17 protein-coding genes, 1 tRNA gene and 1 pseudogene are annotated in these 18,293 nt (G+C 47.8%); 11 read left to right on the top strand and 8 right to left on the bottom strand.

The window, feature by feature from the left end; translation table 11 throughout:
• Window positions 1–34: 34 nt before the first annotated feature.
• The 8 genes from ACN0YR_RS00870 (at window position 35) to ACN0YR_RS00835 (ending at window position 9,004) form a co-directional block, all read left to right on the top strand.
• Complete coding sequence (locus tag ACN0YR_RS00870; protein WP_417847312.1) at window positions 35–271, top strand: hypothetical protein; 237 nt, start codon at window positions 35–37, stop codon at window positions 269–271.
• Window positions 272–802: 531 nt separating this feature from the next.
• Entirely contained in the window at window positions 803–2,110 is a 1,308-nt protein-coding gene (gene repC, locus ACN0YR_RS00865) for a plasmid replication protein RepC (RefSeq protein WP_417847311.1), read from the top strand.
• Between the two features lie 228 nt (window positions 2,111–2,338).
• Window positions 2,339–5,833: a P-loop NTPase fold protein gene (locus ACN0YR_RS00860; RefSeq protein ID WP_417847310.1), complete on the top strand. Its 3,495-nt coding sequence runs from the start codon at window positions 2,339–2,341 to the stop codon at window positions 5,831–5,833.
• 341 nt (window positions 5,834–6,174) lie between these two features.
• Window positions 6,175–6,660 carry a hypothetical protein gene (locus tag ACN0YR_RS00855; RefSeq protein WP_417847309.1) on the top strand — a complete coding sequence of 162 codons (486 nt, stop codon included), beginning with the start codon at window positions 6,175–6,177 and terminating at the stop codon, window positions 6,658–6,660.
• 302 nt (window positions 6,661–6,962) lie between these two features.
• Window positions 6,963–7,370 (top strand): DUF6876 family protein, encoded by a 408-nt coding sequence (locus ACN0YR_RS00850; RefSeq protein WP_417847308.1) that lies wholly within the window; start codon window positions 6,963–6,965, stop codon window positions 7,368–7,370.
• 117 nt (window positions 7,371–7,487) lie between these two features.
• A complete protein-coding gene (locus ACN0YR_RS00845; protein ID WP_417847307.1) occupies window positions 7,488–8,471 on the top strand; it encodes an ArdC family protein in 984 nt (327 codons plus the stop codon).
• On the top strand, window positions 8,472–8,729 hold the full coding sequence (locus tag ACN0YR_RS00840; protein WP_417847306.1) for a hypothetical protein: 258 nt from the start codon (window positions 8,472–8,474) through the stop codon (window positions 8,727–8,729).
• 23 nt (window positions 8,730–8,752) lie between these two features.
• Window positions 8,753–9,004 (top strand): hypothetical protein, encoded by a 252-nt coding sequence (locus tag ACN0YR_RS00835; RefSeq protein WP_417847305.1) that lies wholly within the window; start codon window positions 8,753–8,755, stop codon window positions 9,002–9,004.
• A gap of 783 nt (window positions 9,005–9,787) precedes the next feature.
• On the opposite strand, the gene ACN0YR_RS00830 is transcribed toward ACN0YR_RS00835, so the two are convergent.
• The 3 genes from ACN0YR_RS00830 to ACN0YR_RS00820 form a co-directional block, all read right to left on the bottom strand.
• Entirely contained in the window at window positions 9,788–10,618 is an 831-nt protein-coding gene (locus tag ACN0YR_RS00830) for a hypothetical protein (RefSeq protein ID WP_417847304.1), read from the bottom strand.
• Between the two features lie 73 nt (window positions 10,619–10,691).
• Window positions 10,692–11,762 (bottom strand): RHS repeat domain-containing protein, encoded by a 1,071-nt coding sequence (locus ACN0YR_RS00825; protein WP_417847303.1) that lies wholly within the window; start codon window positions 11,760–11,762, stop codon window positions 10,692–10,694.
• A gap of 1 nt (window position 11,763) precedes the next feature.
• On the bottom strand, window positions 11,764–12,480 hold the full coding sequence (locus ACN0YR_RS00820; RefSeq protein ID WP_417847302.1) for a hypothetical protein: 717 nt from the start codon (window positions 12,478–12,480) through the stop codon (window positions 11,764–11,766).
• A 677-nt stretch (window positions 12,481–13,157) separates the two neighbouring features.
• On the opposite strand from ACN0YR_RS00820, the gene ACN0YR_RS00815 reads away from it, so the two are divergent.
• The 3 genes and pseudogenes from ACN0YR_RS00815 (at window position 13,158) to ACN0YR_RS00805 (ending at window position 14,476) form a co-directional block, all read left to right on the top strand.
• Window positions 13,158–13,325: a hypothetical protein gene (locus ACN0YR_RS00815; protein ID WP_417847301.1), complete on the top strand. Its 168-nt coding sequence runs from the start codon at window positions 13,158–13,160 to the stop codon at window positions 13,323–13,325.
• Window positions 13,306–13,482: a hypothetical protein gene (locus ACN0YR_RS00810; RefSeq protein WP_417847300.1), complete on the top strand. Its 177-nt coding sequence runs from the start codon at window positions 13,306–13,308 to the stop codon at window positions 13,480–13,482. The genes ACN0YR_RS00815 and ACN0YR_RS00810 overlap by 20 nt, the downstream gene beginning before the upstream one ends.
• A 268-nt stretch (window positions 13,483–13,750) precedes the next feature.
• A pseudogene (locus ACN0YR_RS00805) lies at window positions 13,751–14,476 on the top strand (transposase).
• Window positions 14,477–14,555: 79 nt separating this feature from the next.
• On the opposite strand, the gene ACN0YR_RS00800 reads toward ACN0YR_RS00805, so the two are convergent.
• The 5 genes from ACN0YR_RS00800 to rplM form a co-directional block, all read right to left on the bottom strand.
• Window positions 14,556–14,629, bottom strand: a tRNA-Val gene (locus ACN0YR_RS00800).
• A 264-nt stretch (window positions 14,630–14,893) separates the two neighbouring features.
• Window positions 14,894–15,940, bottom strand: coding sequence for a TolB family protein (locus ACN0YR_RS00795; RefSeq protein ID WP_417847299.1), 1,047 nt, complete (start codon window positions 15,938–15,940; stop codon window positions 14,894–14,896).
• A 451-nt stretch (window positions 15,941–16,391) separates the two neighbouring features.
• Window positions 16,392–16,667 carry a 50S ribosomal protein L27 gene (rpmA, locus tag ACN0YR_RS00790; protein WP_417847298.1) on the bottom strand — a complete coding sequence of 92 codons (276 nt, stop codon included), beginning with the start codon at window positions 16,665–16,667 and terminating at the stop codon, window positions 16,392–16,394.
• A gap of 164 nt (window positions 16,668–16,831) precedes the next feature.
• The gene (gene rpsI / locus ACN0YR_RS00785) at window positions 16,832–17,476 is read right to left on the bottom strand and encodes a 30S ribosomal protein S9 (protein ID WP_417847297.1); all 645 of its coding nucleotides are present in this window, start codon (window positions 17,474–17,476) and stop codon (window positions 16,832–16,834) included.
• Window positions 17,477–17,619: 143 nt separating this feature from the next.
• A complete protein-coding gene (rplM, locus tag ACN0YR_RS00780) occupies window positions 17,620–18,096 on the bottom strand; it encodes a 50S ribosomal protein L13 (protein WP_417847296.1) in 477 nt (158 codons plus the stop codon).
• Between the last annotated feature and the right edge of the window lie 197 nt (window positions 18,097–18,293).

Raw genomic sequence — 18,293 nt, 5'->3', positions numbered from 1 at the left:
CATGACAGAATTGAAACCACCATGAGAGCGGGGAATGCCAACGAATGATCCGGTTTGGTGTCAGGCTGATGATCCAGTCAATGCCCGGTCTGGACCACCTCAGATGTGGATTGGAATAATCAACCCACGTCCGCCATGGGCGATGATAGTCCCTCGATCCATGGTACATGATCACATCGACCACCTATTGAAACCGTTGGTAGGACTGCCTTCTGCGCGAAATCGACCAGTCATTCCACTGGTCGATGTTGCATGGATTGAGCCGGTCTAAACCACCCTTTGAATGGTCTAGAATCATGGTTCAACTTAGATCAGGTCGATAAGCCGGTTTGCGTGACTCAGGTCGACTAACATGATCCATCCCCGTATATCTCTCAGTCTGCTTGACTTACATCCCTATCGCCCACCTAGAAGACATGGTCGGTATCCTGACCATGTTCCGGTCTGAGCCATGGGCATTCCAGAAACTGATTGACAACAAGGGAAAGAATCGGCAGTCTCAAAGCAGTCGATTCCATCAGTGGAGGAATTCTTTCTCACTGGAACCGCTGTAAATGCAACTTAACCGAAAGGAGGACGTCACTCCGAAAGAAGCACAACTCCCAAAATAAAAAAGACCGCTGTTGGTCGCAGCGGTCTTTCAATAACGAAGAGCAATTCGTGAACTTCTCAATCTCTGTTTTCACGCTAGCGCACTTTGAACAGGAATGCAAATCAAAAATGATTCGGCAGCGAATGGTGCTGGATAACTTTTGAGACGGATTCCAAGGAAGCAAGCTGATGAGGTGACGTGAACTAAACAATGCAACATCTTTCCCAAATCATACCAAACCCAATCAGCAGCGGTTGTCGAATCGCTTCCCAAGAACAGCGAAAGGCAATTGCAATCTGCGAAGATTTCACCGGACTGGAGGAGGGGGTGAATCGCTATGATTTGTTGCTCTTAGTGAAAAAACTCGGGAAGTTTGCAGGTTTCACACCACGCATGATCCAGCTTCTGGATTATTACATGGCGTTCACTCGTGACATTGATTGGGAGGAGGGGAGTCGTCCGATTGTTTATCAATCACTCTCTCGCACCGCACTTGATCTCGGAGTTTCCGAACGTCAAATTCAGAAATTGGAAAAAACATTGGCCGATTTGGGAGCCGTAACCTGGAATGATAGCGGCAACCACAAACGTTACGGTCAACGTGATCCGAAAACAGGTCGAATTCTATATGCCTTTGGAATTGAACTGACACCATTGGCAGCGATGAAAGCAGAATTGGAAGACAAACTGCAAGATAAGAAACTTCTCGATGCTGCATGGATGGAAACGAAAAGGCAAATTTCGTGGTATCGCAGTCAAATACGTAGCTTGATAGCTGAAAGCGTGGAGGAGGGGAGGGACGACTCGCTCGTTTTTCAGCGGAAGTATGATGAGATCGCTATACAACTTCGTACACATTTGAGTTTGGATTTTCTGCGAGCACTTTTAGAACGCCATAAAAACCTGCACAGCGAGATTCTTTCATTGATGGGGGTAGGGACCACAGACATTAAAAAGACTGCTCGTCGCGTCAGAAATCGCAAGGAAACACAAAAACATTCGCCCAGCAGCGAACAAAAGTTCGTTCACTACCAATCTACCAATCATCAATCATCTGTTAAAACAGATACAAGTAACCCTGCGGGGCATGGCATTCAGGAAAGCGTGGTCGAAACCTCAGAGCCCAATCAGTCAGTTTCGAGCTCGGGAATAGAGCACGTCAAACTCTCAGTTGCTCTCCAGGCAATGGGAAATAGATTTCGAGAACAGCTGCTCTCAGCTGATCCAGATTGGAACGATCTCCATGAAGCAGCATTCCGAGTACGTCGCGATCTCAGAATTTCTCAACAGAGTTGGGGCGACGCATGTCAAACACTTGGTCGATCAGGAGCAGCGGTGTGTGTCCTGATCACCGACAGGGCTGTAGAGCGAACCGAAGACCCAGTCCGAAAGCCAGCCGCATATCTTCGGGCGATGGTGAAACGGGGACGGAAAGGGGAGCTACGGCTGCACAGATCGATTTTTGGCTTGGCTTCAACGAGCGAACAAATGAGGCTTCCAGCATCGTCGCCGATCTGAACCCGTGCGAGGTTCTCGGATGTTGAGATACCGGCCTGCCATTATGACGTGTTGGTATTGCCAAATTTCGCTAGGTTTGTCAGTGGTTGCTGTCAGAGAACACGTGTATACTAGAAAACTTGGTTTATGCGATATGTCGAGCCAAGGTACAGGAGTTGCTCGTGGCTACGTACTCGCAGGACGGATTTGGTCACGTTTCTAAAGCTTTTTCAACAGACGACAGGGCCTATGATTAAAATTATTGACGACGCACCATCAAGCATCGATGAGTTCTCAGGTGGAGATGACACAGGCCCGCACAAAAGAATAGCTGCCGCAATAGAACGGAGAATTCACTCTCCTGAAGGCGGTGGAATGATCGGTCTGCATGGGGATTACGGGTCGGGCAAATCAACAATTGTCGATATCCTCAAGAAAAGTCTTAGTAGTCAGCCTGAAGTCTGCTTTGTGCTCTTCAACGCCTGGTCACATGAAGGTGATCCACTACGTCGTTCATTTTTGGAAGCACTTATTGATTCTTGTTTGGAAAAAAAATGGATCAATAAATCTCATTGGTGCGAAGTCAAAAATAAACTTTCGAAGCGTACCCAAAGTAAAGACGAGGAAAAGACCAGTAGCCCAACTAAGCTCGCGACATTTCTTGCTATCGCAACCGTCCTAGTACCGGTCGGAATTTTGCTCGGGACGAAAGGGCTTAAGACGGCAACACTAGAACTCGATTCGAGTTTACCAATTTCTTGGACGACAGTCATTGGATTGTTTTTCGTGCTAGGTCCGGTCTGGGTTCTCATCGCCAACTTTCTTCAACTTTTGATACGTCGTATTCTCTATTTGGTAAGTCGTTTTTACTTTAAAAAATTAGAGATATTCTCGATCGAAAAAATTTTCGAAGTGAGGCATTGGAGCTTCCTCTCTCAGCATGGCACTACGACTATCAAGTCCGACATCACAGCTACTTTAGATCCGACATCTATTGAATTCGAAAGAGATTTCGGTCGCTTGCTTGATGAAGCATTAGATGATGTCGAATGCAAACTTGTGTTGGTGATTGACAATTTAGACCGACTAAATGCCACACAAAGCCTTGCTATTTGGTCAAATCTTCAGACCTTCATCAATTGTAATACGTGTAAGAATCAAAGAATCTCTTCCGCTTTCTCTGTCATCGTTCCGTATACGCCGGCGGCTCTGACGGAGCTTTGGGAAAGTGCTAACGCAGTGACTGACGCTGAAAGTGTTTACGAAAAAACTTTCCGTATTCGCTACGCAACTCCACCACCTACGCTGTCAGATTGGAGGGCATTTCTGGAGTCGAAACTTCGGGACGCAATTCCAGACTTGCAGTCGGAGGAGATATCGGCACTTCTAGAGTTAGTCCACTTGAGTCGTCGTGAACGAGGGAAAAGGCTCGTTCCAAGACAACTGAAATTATTCGTTAATCAACTCGCAATTTTGTACGAGCTGTGGAATCGCACCTTACCAACAACTCATCTCGCGTATTCAATTCTTCATTCAGAAAGTAGAGCAGATTTTGAGAATTGTTTGACGTCCCGGAAAACGACAGAGTCTACAAAATTTCCCAGTGACGAGGCCATTCAAATCTGCGGTGACGGACTTGTTGAGAGTCTTGCAGCAATTCATTTCAACGTTCCAATCCAACATGCAATGCAGTTGCTGATTGAAGAGCCAATCGAGGATGCGCTAGCAAGCGGAAATGGTGAATTGATACAAGAGTTGTCCGACCTTCATGGAAGCGCATTCTGGTCAATTCTTTTGTCAGTTATTCGACGGTTGATCAAATCGGTTGATCAGAAGGTGTTATCAACATGGTCAATGTCCCTTAAGTTGCTTGAAAATCAAAACTTACCAGTTGAGGCAAACCGAGTTCGCGAGTATGTCAGGGGAAGAATAAAAGAGCTAGATGGTCCTTGGTTACCTTTGGATGATGATGCGATTGTCGGACTATGTGAGTGGGCAAACCTTGACAAGTCCCCCAAAATGAGAAGATTAGTCGCAAAAACCGCCACCAGAACCTTGAAAAGCACTACGCAAGACTTGGCTCTCGCGCCTCGATTGAAGCTCGCAAAGCATTTATCGGTCGCAAATCTTCTGTCATACGATCAGGATCAAAAGTTAGTACCGCTACAGCTCCATATGCGTCCCGAGTCTTGGTTAGACGAAGCGGCAAAAAATTGCAGGTTAGAAGATGGGCAAATCTTCATTGAGCCTGCCTGTACATTGAAGTCGATCGTTTCCGAGATGTGCAAACGTGTCGAATCCGAAGAGTATAGTGAATTCTGCTTAGGACAATCTGATGTAGACGCATTGGCGAAGCTGAAAGAATTGGGCAAAAACGTTGACACATCCGAGTTGATCGAGCAACTCAAAAGTACTTTAACATCAAACGCAAACGCAACTGACCCTGCATCAATTGCAATCGTTGCCTACTCAGTTCGCCGATTGCATGAGTTACGACTAATCGGAGAAGATTCGGCCGATGTTGTATTGCGTTCCGAGGGCGTGTTGTCGGCATTGGTGAAGTCGATTTCGCCAGCCAGCAAGATTAGTGATAGTGAATCGACAATCATCGCTTCTATTTGTTTCGCTGACATAGAAGCTATTGAGAAATACTCTCCCTCAGAAGAGGTTAAGGCAAAAATGACATCCCTTCGCTCCTCTGGGGATGTTGAAGAAACTGAAAGAATTTGGCAGGAAATTGTAGCGTTTAAATGCCAAGGAGTTGTCGGCGACTTGGCAGGTAAGAATTCGTCTGGCTTATTGATGGACCTAATTGAACATGCAATGAGTGACGGAAACGTTGCATGGGTGCTGCCTGACTGGTTCGTCAAAAGAAACGCTGATTGGCTTCTAAGAAGCTTGAATGACCGAGATGCCTCAGTTGAGGAGGTAGTCAGGCAACTTGAAGATGACGAAGACTCCATCCGACACCTCGAAAATGAGGCAAGTATTTCTGAGAGTCAACATCGTTCTGCTATCCAATTGTTCTTTGATCACGGTTCCGAAAAGTTAAAGAGCAGGATGAACGATTTTGTAGTTGCAAAGTCACGTCATGTTGATAGCGAAAAATGGAAAGACGATTTGCAAACGAATTGTGAACTGCTTCAATTCATAAACCAGTTCCACCCTTCTGATGATAACCCAATTGTAGCGGCGACTTTTAAGAACGCCTTTATTGAAACCATCCCAATGATTCTGAACGGTGATGTTAAACTCACAGAAGACGCTGTTGAGGCCGTCAGTACACTTGTTAGCAAAATCCCCAATGAGCAAACGTTAGACCTTGGCATCCAGGCTTTGAACACTCTTCGCACCGGTGAAAAAGGTGTGAATGATACGATTGTTCGAATTGCAGGCGAAGCAATGCTTAAATGTGGCATTGAGTTTGACGCCAACGTTGTTGCTGCAATCATTGCACGCTCTATGCACGGTGGAGGTGAACCATCAATATCGTGGTGTGTTGAATGGGGTGAAAGTCGACCAATCAACCTTGACGAATTATCCGAAGAGAAAGAAACATTTCTCAGAGATGAAATCGATGCTGCTCTTTTGCAAGAGGGGAAATGCGATGAAACGAGAGGCGGAATTGAGCGACTCCGTGAATTATTCGATCTTCAAGTTGAAGAGATAGAAAGTGGACTTGAGAGCCAAGAAAACGAAGGCGAAAGTGACTCCAGTGCCTGCGATGACAATGACAGCGAATAACAAGTCGACGTGCATATCTTCTAATGCACCTAGTGGGGACAAAAACGTAGGAAATGCCGCAAAATATTGATCAGATTGATAACCGCTCTGTCGACGTTCCTGCAGGGACGACCGTCTGGCGGTATTTGAGCCTCGAGAAATTTCTCCCGCTGTTGAGGAATCAGATGTATTTTCCTCGTCCGGTACAGTTTGATGATCGTTGGGAGGGCAGGTTTCCGCCATCGTATCTTCGTCGTCTTCGTGAGAAAAATGCCACTTCAGCTGATTTGGACATTGTTATCGATCAAAAGTTCGCACGTCTCAAGATGCATCGCCGTGCGCATTTTGTGAGTTGCTGGCACATGGCTGAACACGAGTCAGATGCAATGTGGAGGCTTTATGCTCGATCACCACAAGGACTCGCAATCAAGTCAACCGTCGGAGATTTGCAGGAGTGCTTTAGACCACACGATCGCGGAGCAGTGCAATACTACGACCCGGCAGCAGATCAAATGACAGCCAATATATTCTCCGGTCCACACGATATACTCTGGAAACGGCAGGACTTCATGTGGGAGAATGAGTATAGAATTTGGTTTGATGACGAAGAGATGATTGATTCGTTTTCGGCGGCAGGTGACGTCGATTTCAATGAGCCAGTTGAAGGGCGGTTTTTCAGTTTTAGCAATGCTCAACAGCTCATTAAGCAGATCGTAGTTGCCCCGTTTGCGACCAAGGAGTATGAGGAGATCCTTGCTGCTGTTTTGTCACACAATAATCGAAAGTGGATGCTTCCATTGATCCAACGGTCGAATTCTGAACGGTCATGGGAAGAATTTGCGAAGTAGACCATGGGCTAGCCGAGATTATCGAAACTCAGAGACACAGCACTTTCTTCTTTCGCAACGGTTATCCTCGAATAACCGCCATTGTTTACCGCTACTATCGATTCTAATTGCGGTCACCTCAATCTGCCTCTCTTCATGTGGTTGACTCTTAATGCCACGTTAAACGGCGGTTGCCGTGAATTCAAGAAGCCGTGTTGATTTGCCTATCGGCTGCATCGGCCCGCACCGCTCTTCTTGAGTTCCCGGCAGATACCCGCCGTTCTGTCACTGGGCATGATCAACAACATGAAAGGAGACAGATCATGACTAACCGCAACCAAAAACTCTCACCAGAATCTCTACGGCAATTCACTGGCACAACAGCCTATTACCGACATTCTCTCAATCGAAAAGTCGTCTACACAGATGCGATCAAATTCGTCGCTGAGGACGGCGGTGCATATTGGCTGATCGATGCCATCGCCAGATGGATCGGTAGCGAGGCGTTTCGAGATGCTGCCAGTAAAGACGAACGCATCAGAGAAATGCACTTCTGGAGACTGGAAGTCAAAGAGGATCGTACCGCCGTGCTATTTGCAAAAGCTGACAGTCCTGATGAAGCATTCATCATTCAGTCAATTCCATTCACCGACTTTCCGCTAGAGAGCATCGATGTCTGGGCTGCATACGATGGCGAGCATTGGACGCTCTATCTGCCGTCGGAGCACTGAAGATGAGTTCGCAAAAAACATCAGAGTCATCGCTGTGGACAGTTCGTTCACAGCGGTTGACCAGAAACGACAACTGTGTAAAGGAATTGATAGCAATGGCAATGGAGGGCCGGGGCAATGGGAAAACAAAGACGTGATATCTACCAAGAAGTGACTGACAAAATTATCGATCTGCTCGACCAGGGAACTGTCCCGTGGCAGAATCCTATCAAACGCGGTAACGGTGACGGCTGGCCGAAGAACATGCACAGCGGGAAGAACTATCGCGGCATCAATGTGTTCTTGCTTGGCATGAGAGCGTGGGAGTCAGGATTCGCCTCGGATTATTGGCTCACCTTCAAACAATCAAAAGAGCGAGGAGGGCAGGTCAAAAAGGGCGAGAAATCGTCGCTTGTGATCTTCTGGAAGCAACTCGACAAAGAAGACCCTGAGACCGGCGAGGATATCAAAATTCCGGTACTCCGGCACTACAACGTATTCAACGTTGAGCAGTGTGAAGGCATCGAGATTCCCGATGCCCCCAAGGAAATCGTAACCGATCCTTTCATTCCATTAGAACGTGCCGAAGCTATTGTGGACGGATTTCCTAATCCTCCAAAGATCAACTACGAAGGACGGCGAGCCTATTATCGACCATCGGTCGATGAAGTGTTCATTCCTGAACCAGAACTGTTCGAAGACCGCGAGTGCTTTTACAATACATTGCTGCATGAATGTTCTCATGCCACAGGTCACTCGAAGCGACTGAACCGTGGTCTCGATACCGACCTCGCTCCATTCGGTTCCCCTGATTACAGCAAGGAAGAACTTGTTGCGGAAATGTCGGCAGCGTTTCTCTGTGCCACTGCGGGTATCAGTCCACCAACAATTGAGCAATCGGCAGCGTATATCGACAACTGGCGTAAGCAACTTCAGGGAGACAAGAAACTTGTAGTCCAAGCGGCAGGTGCCGCTCAGAAGTCTGCTGACTTGATACTCGGAACTCAGTTCGATCAAGCGAGTTCGCCGAAAGAGTCACCAAAACAAACTAAGACAGTCGAGCAACAACCCGAACCGGCGACATCACAAACCGCTGCACGGACACAGCTGGAACTGTTTTGAATGATGCACTCTTCAGGTTCGCACCATTACCACGTGACTCAGATTCAGAAACTTGGAAGTGTTGGTCGAAGCACACCGATCTCCCAATCAGTCATTGCCGTTTTGAACTTTCACAATCTGGCCAACCTATTTTGCTTGATGCCACGCTCTCGACCGTATGCGTCAATGGTCGGCCCGCACAAACGTGTGGACCATGACTCCGGTCGCTTTAGCGTAGCCTTCGACGCTTACGGCTGGCAGATGCGAGCCAAAACTTAACAACGACAGAAAAGGAGAAAACTATGTCAAAACAACCTATCCACCGTATCCGTATCGGAACCGTCAGCGTGGCGATCTTTGAGAACAAAACCGATGAAGGTCAGACGTTCTACAACACTCAGTTCGATCGCAGTTATCGTAACGGCGACGAATGGAAGCATACCCGCAGTTTCGGAAAAGACGATCTACTGGTCGTCGGTAAGCTGGCAGACCAAGCTCACAGTTGGATCACAGAACAGCTTCAGTCCACGACTGAGCAGAGAGACACTGCCTAACATCATGAACGTGCCGGGACACCGGCACGTTCACCTTCGCCAGTATTGCGTTTCTTTCCCTATTGCCCCGCCTCGCAGGGATTCATTTGCACTTCTTAGACCAACGGTTTGAGTGACCAATGCTCTATTTCGAGGTACAGAATTGCGAAGAGTTTGAACGCCTCACTTGTACGCCGATTTTTCTCCGAACGGTGTGGCCGGATGGACTTTCAAATCAGGAGATTCCTGCCACGGTCGAAATTCCCGCTGCGAGTTACGAGCATTATCGTTTGTAACTCACCTTCAGTTAACAACCATATCGCCAACTTCATTTCATCTCCGCATGCTTATTCTTGACACAACCTGGTCGCAAAACTTGAAAACCAAGAGTGAATTCGAGCTTAGAAATGCAGGAGGTCACTTTCGATTCAGAAACTCCTTGGCAAATCCCAACTCAACACTCGTGAAGTAAAATTCAGTATGCTCGGCCAAGGAGAAGTTTCCTCGCAACACTATCCACGATGGCTTGTCTGGTCCCAAATACATCGCACGCAATTGTCGGTCAACAAAGTGAATTGGTGTAAAAAGTGCGTGAGAGAAATGTCCACCTATACGATAACTGCAAACGTTATGCAGGGCAGGGGCTATTGGGTCGGGGCTTCGCTCGACCAAGGCAAAACATGCCCGAGTCATGGTGACTGTGAACGTTGCGACCAATTTGAGGGCTACCAAGAAGTGGTGAAACTGAAGTAACAGTTTGCTTTTCAACAACGTTGTGGTTCATCCTCGAAGGAAGCAATTCTCCTAAAGGAGCGAAGAAAATCGACCAACAAGCAAGCCGTTTTCGGTTTCTCGAATTTCCAAAAACAACACACCATTACTAATACCACAAACTGCAACATGTTGGTCTACCACATGAACGCTGACAAACATACTTGAGGGCCCGGAGTAGAATTTAATGTTGTCCCCATCTCGACAGGTTGCTCGCCAACAAACTTCCATTTGCTTTATGTCAATGCATACTATTTCAAATGGGTCTGCATATTGTGAATGAATTGCGATCACCAAGCGTCCTGCCGATGCCCCTCCGGTTAAACAGCCATTCACCATTGGGAAATCCACGTTGCTTACTACGACTCGCTCGCCTTTGAGTGAAGTTATGGAAAGAGTCCTGGAATTGACATCAATTTCCACTTGCAAGTCGTTCCCTATCTTGTGCGTCGGGGAAGGACTGTAAGGAACGATACCTTCAAGGTCTGGGAAAAAAGTAGTTCCTTCAAAGCTTCCATTTGAAACAGCAGTCTTCAACCAATGGGGGAAGCTGACTTGCAATCTTTTTTCGCAGTTTTCAATAAAGCTCAATGAAGCCTTTTGCGTCGCCATTCGTCTTGCTTGGTCAAAGTAAGCCCGAATTGCGATACTTGTGTCAGTTGAAGAGCAAAGACGTTTCAAGGAATTGTCATCTGAAAGCGTAAAAGCCTGCTTTACGAGGTATTCCTCGTTACCGTTCCACGAGTCTGATTTGAGAACAGTTCCTACTTTCCTCCAAAGTGAATGTTCTTCGCACGCTCCTATTTTGTTGATCAAGACTACTAAAGAGAAAACTGCAAAACGGCGAGCCCAACGGATTTTCATAGCGAAATTACTCTTAAATGAATCGTAGCTAATTGCAACTTCAGGAAAGCGTCAATGCGACAACTGATACTCACTATGACTTTCGTGGCGAAGCAGACACTACCGGCTTGGTTTCATTGCATGGGCAACAGTTCCATTTGATAGAGAATGACCTTTTTGCACTGGCGAACAGGGATACGGATTGGTCGTTATTCCACCATGGAGGAGGGTCAGAACTGGACGGAAGCTTGTTGACGCTTGTTTTGCAGAATCCTTCACCATGGGAAAGTCCCTTTTTCCAATTGTCGACTGCTGCTGTTTGTGGTGATTTCAAGAAAAATCGTACCTCACCATTTGCGATGTATTCACCACACTTCTCATTGACGGCTGCCCCAAGTGCTTGGTCAGTAATTACGAAATTCTTTCCGTTGACTACGGTGATTTCGTCGAAGTCAATCATCTTACCATCTCCATCTACTCGAAACGCCTCGTAGAATGTGTATGATTGAGGTGGGGCTTGACAATTGTCGCACTCATTGACTGCACACGTAATATCGACCTTTTGGATGAAGTATCCTTCAAATTTCGTGCCACCTTTGATGCGAAAAATCCAGCCGATTTGAGCATTGTCACCACATTTTTTGTTATCCAAGTCTTCGAAAGTTGGGCGTATTTCGACACTGAATGATTTCTCTTCTTCCTGCATTCCAGATGGGTCCTTCCAGTTTGAGGGACAATTTGCAACATAAGCGTAGGCATGCAAGAGGTAGTATGTGGTCATTGGATCTACGCTCAGCCATCGAGCCAAAATTGGTGAATACACTCTTTGTCGAACATAGTACTGACTGGAAGCACTTTCAAAGTAATAGCCAGCTTGCCCGTTCCAACGAAATGGATTTTCTGTTGTCCCCGCGTGGCTGACTTCATTGCCCCATGCGTCGTATTCGTAGGTGTCAGTGACGTTCTCGCTTTCATCGGTCAAGGCAACAGTGTTGCCAAGTGCATCTTCGTGATAGAAGGAAGTTGCCCCATTCCGGTGCTGGCTGATGATTCCACCGTACAGGCCGGGTTCGTGTGTGTATTCGACAGTCTTATCGAAATTCTCGTCGTATTCTTCGATGACGTTGACGTCAGTTTCGTCCCAAAGGAAATATGTCGTTGACATGTTAGCCCTCCTTCTTGATCAGAATTCCGTCAGGTTCGTAGAGCATTGTCACTCGCGATCCACCCGAATTGAGTTGCTGTATTGGCTTGTTTTCGTAATCCCAAACGGTTGTTGTTCGCTGACCTGCTGGGGTCAGCACAATTGCTTGATTGCCCTCCGCGTCATAAGTATAGGTGGTCCGACCAGAAGCATCTTGACCGTAGACTAACTGGCTGGCAGCGTCGTAGACATACGTCGTTCTTGCACCGTCTTCGTTCTTCAACGTTCGATTGCCGGTTGAATCGTATGTGAAGGTGTGGCGATAGGCGTTCGTGCCGGTGCGATGTTCACCAACCAAGCGATACGTGGAATCGTAGAGATAAGTTGTTCGGTTGCCTGATGAATCTGCGACTTCAGTGCGAATGCCAGCTTTGTTGTACTTGTACTCAACAGCGTCGATGATCGAATTGTCGCTCTTCAGGTTTGAAACTGACGTCAATCGATTTGCCGCATCATATGCGAACGACGTTCGAGAACCATTCGAGACGATTTTCGCAATTTTTCGCCCTTTTGCATCATAGCTATACGATGTGCGTTCACCGTGCGGGTTGATTTCCGATGAAACGCGATTCAGTACGTCGTAGCTATACGTGGTACGTCCACCCGATGGGTCGATGGTCAGAATTTTATTGCCCGCTGAATCGTATTGGTAACTCACCGTCTTCTTTGATGTACCCATGGGCTTGCCTCGCACTTTATTGTGGTGAATTCATTGCCGGGCAGCAGTTTCCAGAATCGCAGTGCCCGTATCGTCCTAGCATACGCCAATGAGGTTTGACATCAATAGCAATTTGAATGTTGAGCGTATATTTAAGAAATGTCAAAATGGGGAGTCTCGAATTTTTGAGAAGGACACACTAGCACTGCAAAACTCGTACATTTTCGTCAATTCCATGTCGCACAATTTTCAACACATTTTTGCGATGCTGGGTGAACAATCTGAAGGCTCACGTGGTTTCCCTATTGCCCGCCCGCAGAGGGGCGGTCTGCAACAAACATCGACCTTATTTTTTCTAAACCGGTGCTCCATATCGGGTACAGAAAGCGGTACAGAACACATTGAAAAACAACGAAAATCACTATAAAATCTGGAAAGTGAGTGAGTGTTCGAGGTTCACAAATGATTGCCCAAGTAACGTTTGCGTATCAAGTTAGTGCGAATCCCAAAGGCGCCAAAAATTCGAGTGTAGCGACCTACGGAACCGGAGGTTAGAGGTTCGAATCCTCTGGGGTGTACTTTACGTAAGTCTTTACGAACGCCAGACTTGGCGTACCTGCTAGGGAACAGGCAGAGCGGTCTTTTTGCTCATGTTTCTCCGTAAATTACGGAGCATCGAGCTTTCAAAGGAGTGAATCATGCCTCGCAAACCCAAAGTTCCATCTTACTGCTTGCACAAAGCATCTGGTCAGGCGGTCGTCCGAATCAACGGACGCGACCACTACCTCGGTCTCTACGGCACTGATTCCGCCTTCGGTCTACGACGGACTGCGAGCGGTAGCCGGATTGAAGTTCGGACGCACTGAAGCCCGCGAGACCGAGCCTGTGAAACCAGTTGCTGACGAACATGTGGATGCAGTCCTACCACATGTCGCTCCACAAGATGCAGCGATGGTTCAGCTTCAACCGCTCACCGGAATGCGTCCGCGTGAAGTCGTCATGCTGCGTGCAACCCGGCTCTGATGCGGTTTCGGGAGCTGGATTTCCTCGAAAAGGTCGCTGCAAGCGGCAAGCTCAACATCGTGCGGAGGAAAAGGCCCCATGCGAAAAAGATCTGGGGAGCAAGGTGAGTAACCTGCTGTAGCTGTCCATGACGGCGACAATCAACACGTCTGGTGCGAGCAATTGGACTAGCCCAGATTTCTCACTGGAAGAATAAACGAAACGGTCGTTTTTTGCGTAAGTGATTTTGAAGACAACACTTTCTCATCTCTCAACGGACCGTTTCGTCATGACACAGTGTCTCGAGCAGCTCACGCTTTTTCAACCTCATCACGCCCGCTCTGTCCAAGCTGATTTTTCGGCGGAGCCGATCTCTTCGGATGGGGGTGGGCTGCTGCTGCGGGAGGTCGAACAGCGACTGGGGATCATTGACTCCTTTGTCGATTGTTTCCGAGATTATCGTGACCCTGATCGCATTGAATTTTCGGTGCGAGAGTTGCTCAGTCAGCAGATCATGGGACTCGCATTGGGGTATGAAGACCTGAATGATCACGACGTTCTTCGCAGCGACCGGTTGCTCGCATTGATCGTTGGACGTTCAGACATCACGGGTTAAGTCCGGCGAGACGAACAGGATCGCGGCAAGCCGCTGGCTGGGAAGAGTACTCTAAATCGGCTGCAACTCACGCCGCCTGCAGCCAGCGGAAACTATCGCTACAAGAAGATTGCAGCCAATTTTGAATCGATTCATGACACGCTGGTCGATCTGTTCATCCGATTGCGGTCGCTGCAAGGGACGCCGGAGGAATTGATTCTCGACTTCGATGCAACCGATGATCCGATGAATGGAGACCAACTCGGTAAATTCTTTCACGGCCACTATGGTCACCGCTGTTTCCTGCCTCTGTATACATTCTGCGATGGGTGGCCGCTGGTGCCCGTTATGAGGACGAAGTCAAGCGACCGCCCCAGGGTCTCTTCAAGCGGTCATCCGGGGCGTTTTCAGAGCTCATAGGATGACAACTGGATGACATGACTTTCAATGCCGCTTTGAACCGTCGCCACAAGCCATTGATATCGCTGGGCTTAAGAAGTGGACGTTACAGGACTCGAACCTGTGACCTCTTCCGTGTGAAGGAAGCGCGCTAGCCGACTGCGCCAAACGTCCGTTGGGTCTATTTATATTCTAATGGGGTGGCAGTGCAACCCTCATTGGTGGTGGGCTTTTTTTCGGACTAAGAAAAAGTGTGCATGTGATCGAAAAACAATGGAGAGCACAACGGACTTAACGGAATTGTCAGAGCCTCTTTCTTAGAGCGGTTTGGTCTACCGTGTGCTCGAGCAGAACGCGTTTTCTCATTAGAATTGCTGTTCGCCACGAGGCAGATCCCGTACACCTATTCAATGAACGCTTCAGTGGAAGATTCGCTAATTATTTTGGCAGGCCTTTCCAGTCAGCAAGCCAGAGTTGGCTGCTGCCGTCTTTGGTTCGGGAAGAAGTCCACATTAGTTTTTTGCCATCGGGGCTGAAGACGGGAAGGACATCTGCTTTTTCGTGAAAGGTGATACGCGTGACTTTCCCCGCTTTCACTGAGTCCTTGCTGACGTCGAGGTTCATCGTGTAGAGATCGAAATTGGCCCCTTCTGGACCTCTTGAATAGTCCGCTCTTGTCCAGATGATGTAATCCCCGGATGGGTGATAATAGGGAGCCCAGTTGACAGTGTTGGGGTCGTTCGTAAGTTGGAATTCATGCTTTCCGTCAACCGAGACGACATAAAGCTGAAGCATGTGTTCTTTCTCGCGGTCTGAGCGAAAAATGATCCACTTGTCATCGGGAGAAAAGAACGGACCGCCGTCGTATCCATCCTGATTAACGATCTGTCGGACCCCAGTTCCGTCCGAGTTCATGATGTACAGATCGGGATCACCATCTCTTGTGGAAGTGAACACAATTTGCTTGCCATCGTGAGAGTAGCTGGCTTCGGCGTCGTACCCTTTAGAATCAGTTAGCTGAGTGAGCTCTTTGCTGTCGAAATTGGAAACATAGATGTCCATGTATTCATCAAAGTCCCATTGGTAGCGGCGACGACCTCCAGCAGCTGCTAAATCACGTGCATCCTTTTCTATTTTCGCAAGCTCAGGGTGGGTATGAGCAGATGAAAATAGCAATGAGTTTCCGTCGGGAGTGAAGTAGGCACATGTCGTCCGCCCGCGACCTGGGCTGATACGCATCGGGACACGTTCGTCGAGATTCTGCACATAGATCTGATAGAACGGATATCCAACGGGATAAGCTTGATAAACAATTGTTTTCCCGTCAGGGGAAAAGTAGCCCTCACCGGCACGTGGCAGGCCCATCGTGACTTGCTGGATATTGGAAAGTGTATTCGCTTCTTGCTGCGCTGCGTCATCATCGGCGAAGACTGAAGTGAGGCTAACGAACCACGAAAGGACGAGGGCAAGGCAGAGTCGAGTCATTATTGAATTCTCTCTTTTAAGCTTCACAAATCTTGAACGCCGAAACATGCTTTTTGTGAATACCAACGATCCCAGAAGCCAGATGAGCACGTAGCTAAATTGCGTGCCCATGGAAGTCACTTCTACGACTTGATCCGGCCGACAGTTTGCGATGAGGGAGCACGGAAAGCACAGCGGTTGATTTACGATGAAATCGATGTGTGAGGTATTCCGTGATTTCAGCCTCTCCAAGGCTGATGAAGCCTTCCTTCGCTCCAGAGTCAGTCAGATTAGTTGTCGTAATGTCCGTCAGCGCAAAGAAAACCGCACATCTGCATGAACAGTGTACGGTTTTAAATTTTATCTACATGACAGAGAAAACTGTCTAGTCTTACTCAAACCCAGTTGAATAACAAACATTTTGTTACGAAGGGAGTGAGACAAACTGGCTGTGAATCCACAGCAGTTGATTTTAATTTTCGGAGGCAGCAGAAGCTTCCTGTTCGACAGGAATAATGTTCATTCTGCGTCCCTTGCGATCGAAATGCACAGTCCCATCGGTCAAGGCGAAAAGAGTGTAGTCTCTTCCCATGCCGACATTTTTACCGGGATGCCATTTGGTTCCGCACTGACGTGCGAGAATGTTCCCCGCAATGACAGACTGTCCACCGAATTTCTTAATTCCACGTCTCTGGGCGTTTGAGTCTCGACCGTTCCTTGTCGAACCCTGTCCTTTTTTATGTGCCATCTCAACACCTCTTTGTCGAACTCACCAGGCGAATAGAACTTTGCTGGTGGTCGTTTATATAGTTTGGATTAAACTTAATTTAACAGGACTTGAACAAGGAACTACAGAAACACTGAGTGGTAACTGTTCCCTTGAGCCTTGTTCGTGTCTTAGTTTGGTCTTGATTAACGTTTTGAGAACTGGAAGCTCTTACGGGCTTTCTTGAATCCGTATTTCTTACGTTCAACCATTCGGCTATCACGAGTCAGGAATCCGCCTGAGCTGAGGCCAGGATGGAGTTCTGGGTTTTTCACTTGAATTGCACGTGCAATACCCAAGACAACTGCCCCAGTTTGACCTGTAGGACCGCCACCTTTGACGTTGACGATGATGTCCACTTTGCCTTTGAGGCCAACAGCTTCCAGTGGGCCAAAGATCAATTTCTGATCACGAAGAATCGGGAAGTACTCTTCGAGAGTACGACCATTGATAGTGACCTGTCCGTCACCATCCTTCAAACGAACTCGAGCAACAGCGGTCTTACGACGACCGGTTCCCCATGCGACTCCGTAGCGGTCAATTTTCCCGCGAATCACAGGATTACGGTTCACAATTGGTTCGGCTTCAGAAGCAGTTTCACCTGCTTCGCTACCAATTTCCAATCCAGAGGCAATTGTTGGCTCAGTGGCTTCAACAGCAGGGACTTCCGGTTCTGCAGGAGCAGCGACTTCGGGGACTTCCGGCTCTTGAATTGTCGCCTCAGGTGCAGCAGGCTTTTCTGGTGCTGCGTCATCTTGAGGGAGTTCGGGATTTGATGAATCTGTTGACATCCGATGTATTCCAGCTCAAAAACAAATAGCGACAAATGCCGCGGTGAATTCAGGTCGAGGGTTTATGGGAACTGATCCAAACTTGGTGTCATCTCTCACACAGTGAGCTTCAACGACTCAATCAAGTTCGAATCTGGCTCAAACTATGAAGGCAGGTCTTGCGGTGATTGAGCCTGATGCGGGTGACTTGAACCTGCATACAATTTCAATTTCTTCAGCATTTTGCGACCCAGTTTATTCTTGGGGAGCATCCGCCGGACGGCTTCTTCCAAGATTTTCGTAGGCTTTTCTTCAAGCAGTTCGGCACCAGTTTTGACACGATGACCACCGGGATATCCGGTGTAATAATCGTACTCTTTGGTTGCCATCTTCTTAGTGAAGTTGGGATTTTCGTCGTGTGAGAGTTTTTTCCCGGTGAAACGGACTCGATCACAGTTTGTGACAACAACGAAATCACCGCAATCAACATGAGGAGTATAGATTGGCTTGTGCTTCCCCATCAGAATGACTGCGATCCGAGTCGCGAGGCGACCGACAATTTCATCCTGAGCGTCGACCAGAAACCAATCTGCGACAACCTCTTCTTTTTTCGCTACTGTTGTTTTTTGTACCGTCTGCACGGCGACACCCCTTCTACACCTGGTCCCCAGGTGCAACCTCTGTGTTGGTGAAATCTCGTTTTTCGACCAGATTGAGAAACCATCAATGGTATTGATCGGCCGGCAAACGGAAAAGGATAGCGAGACTCTGCCGACGAATCAACTGCATCGATTCGTCGAAACCCGTGAAAAATACAATCTTTATGGAGATTTCGGAA

Source organism: Thalassoglobus sp. (genome assembly GCF_048270125.1).
GTDB lineage: Bacteria > Planctomycetota > Planctomycetia > Planctomycetales > Planctomycetaceae > Thalassoglobus.
This window is presented reverse-complemented; position numbering and strand designations above follow the sequence as displayed.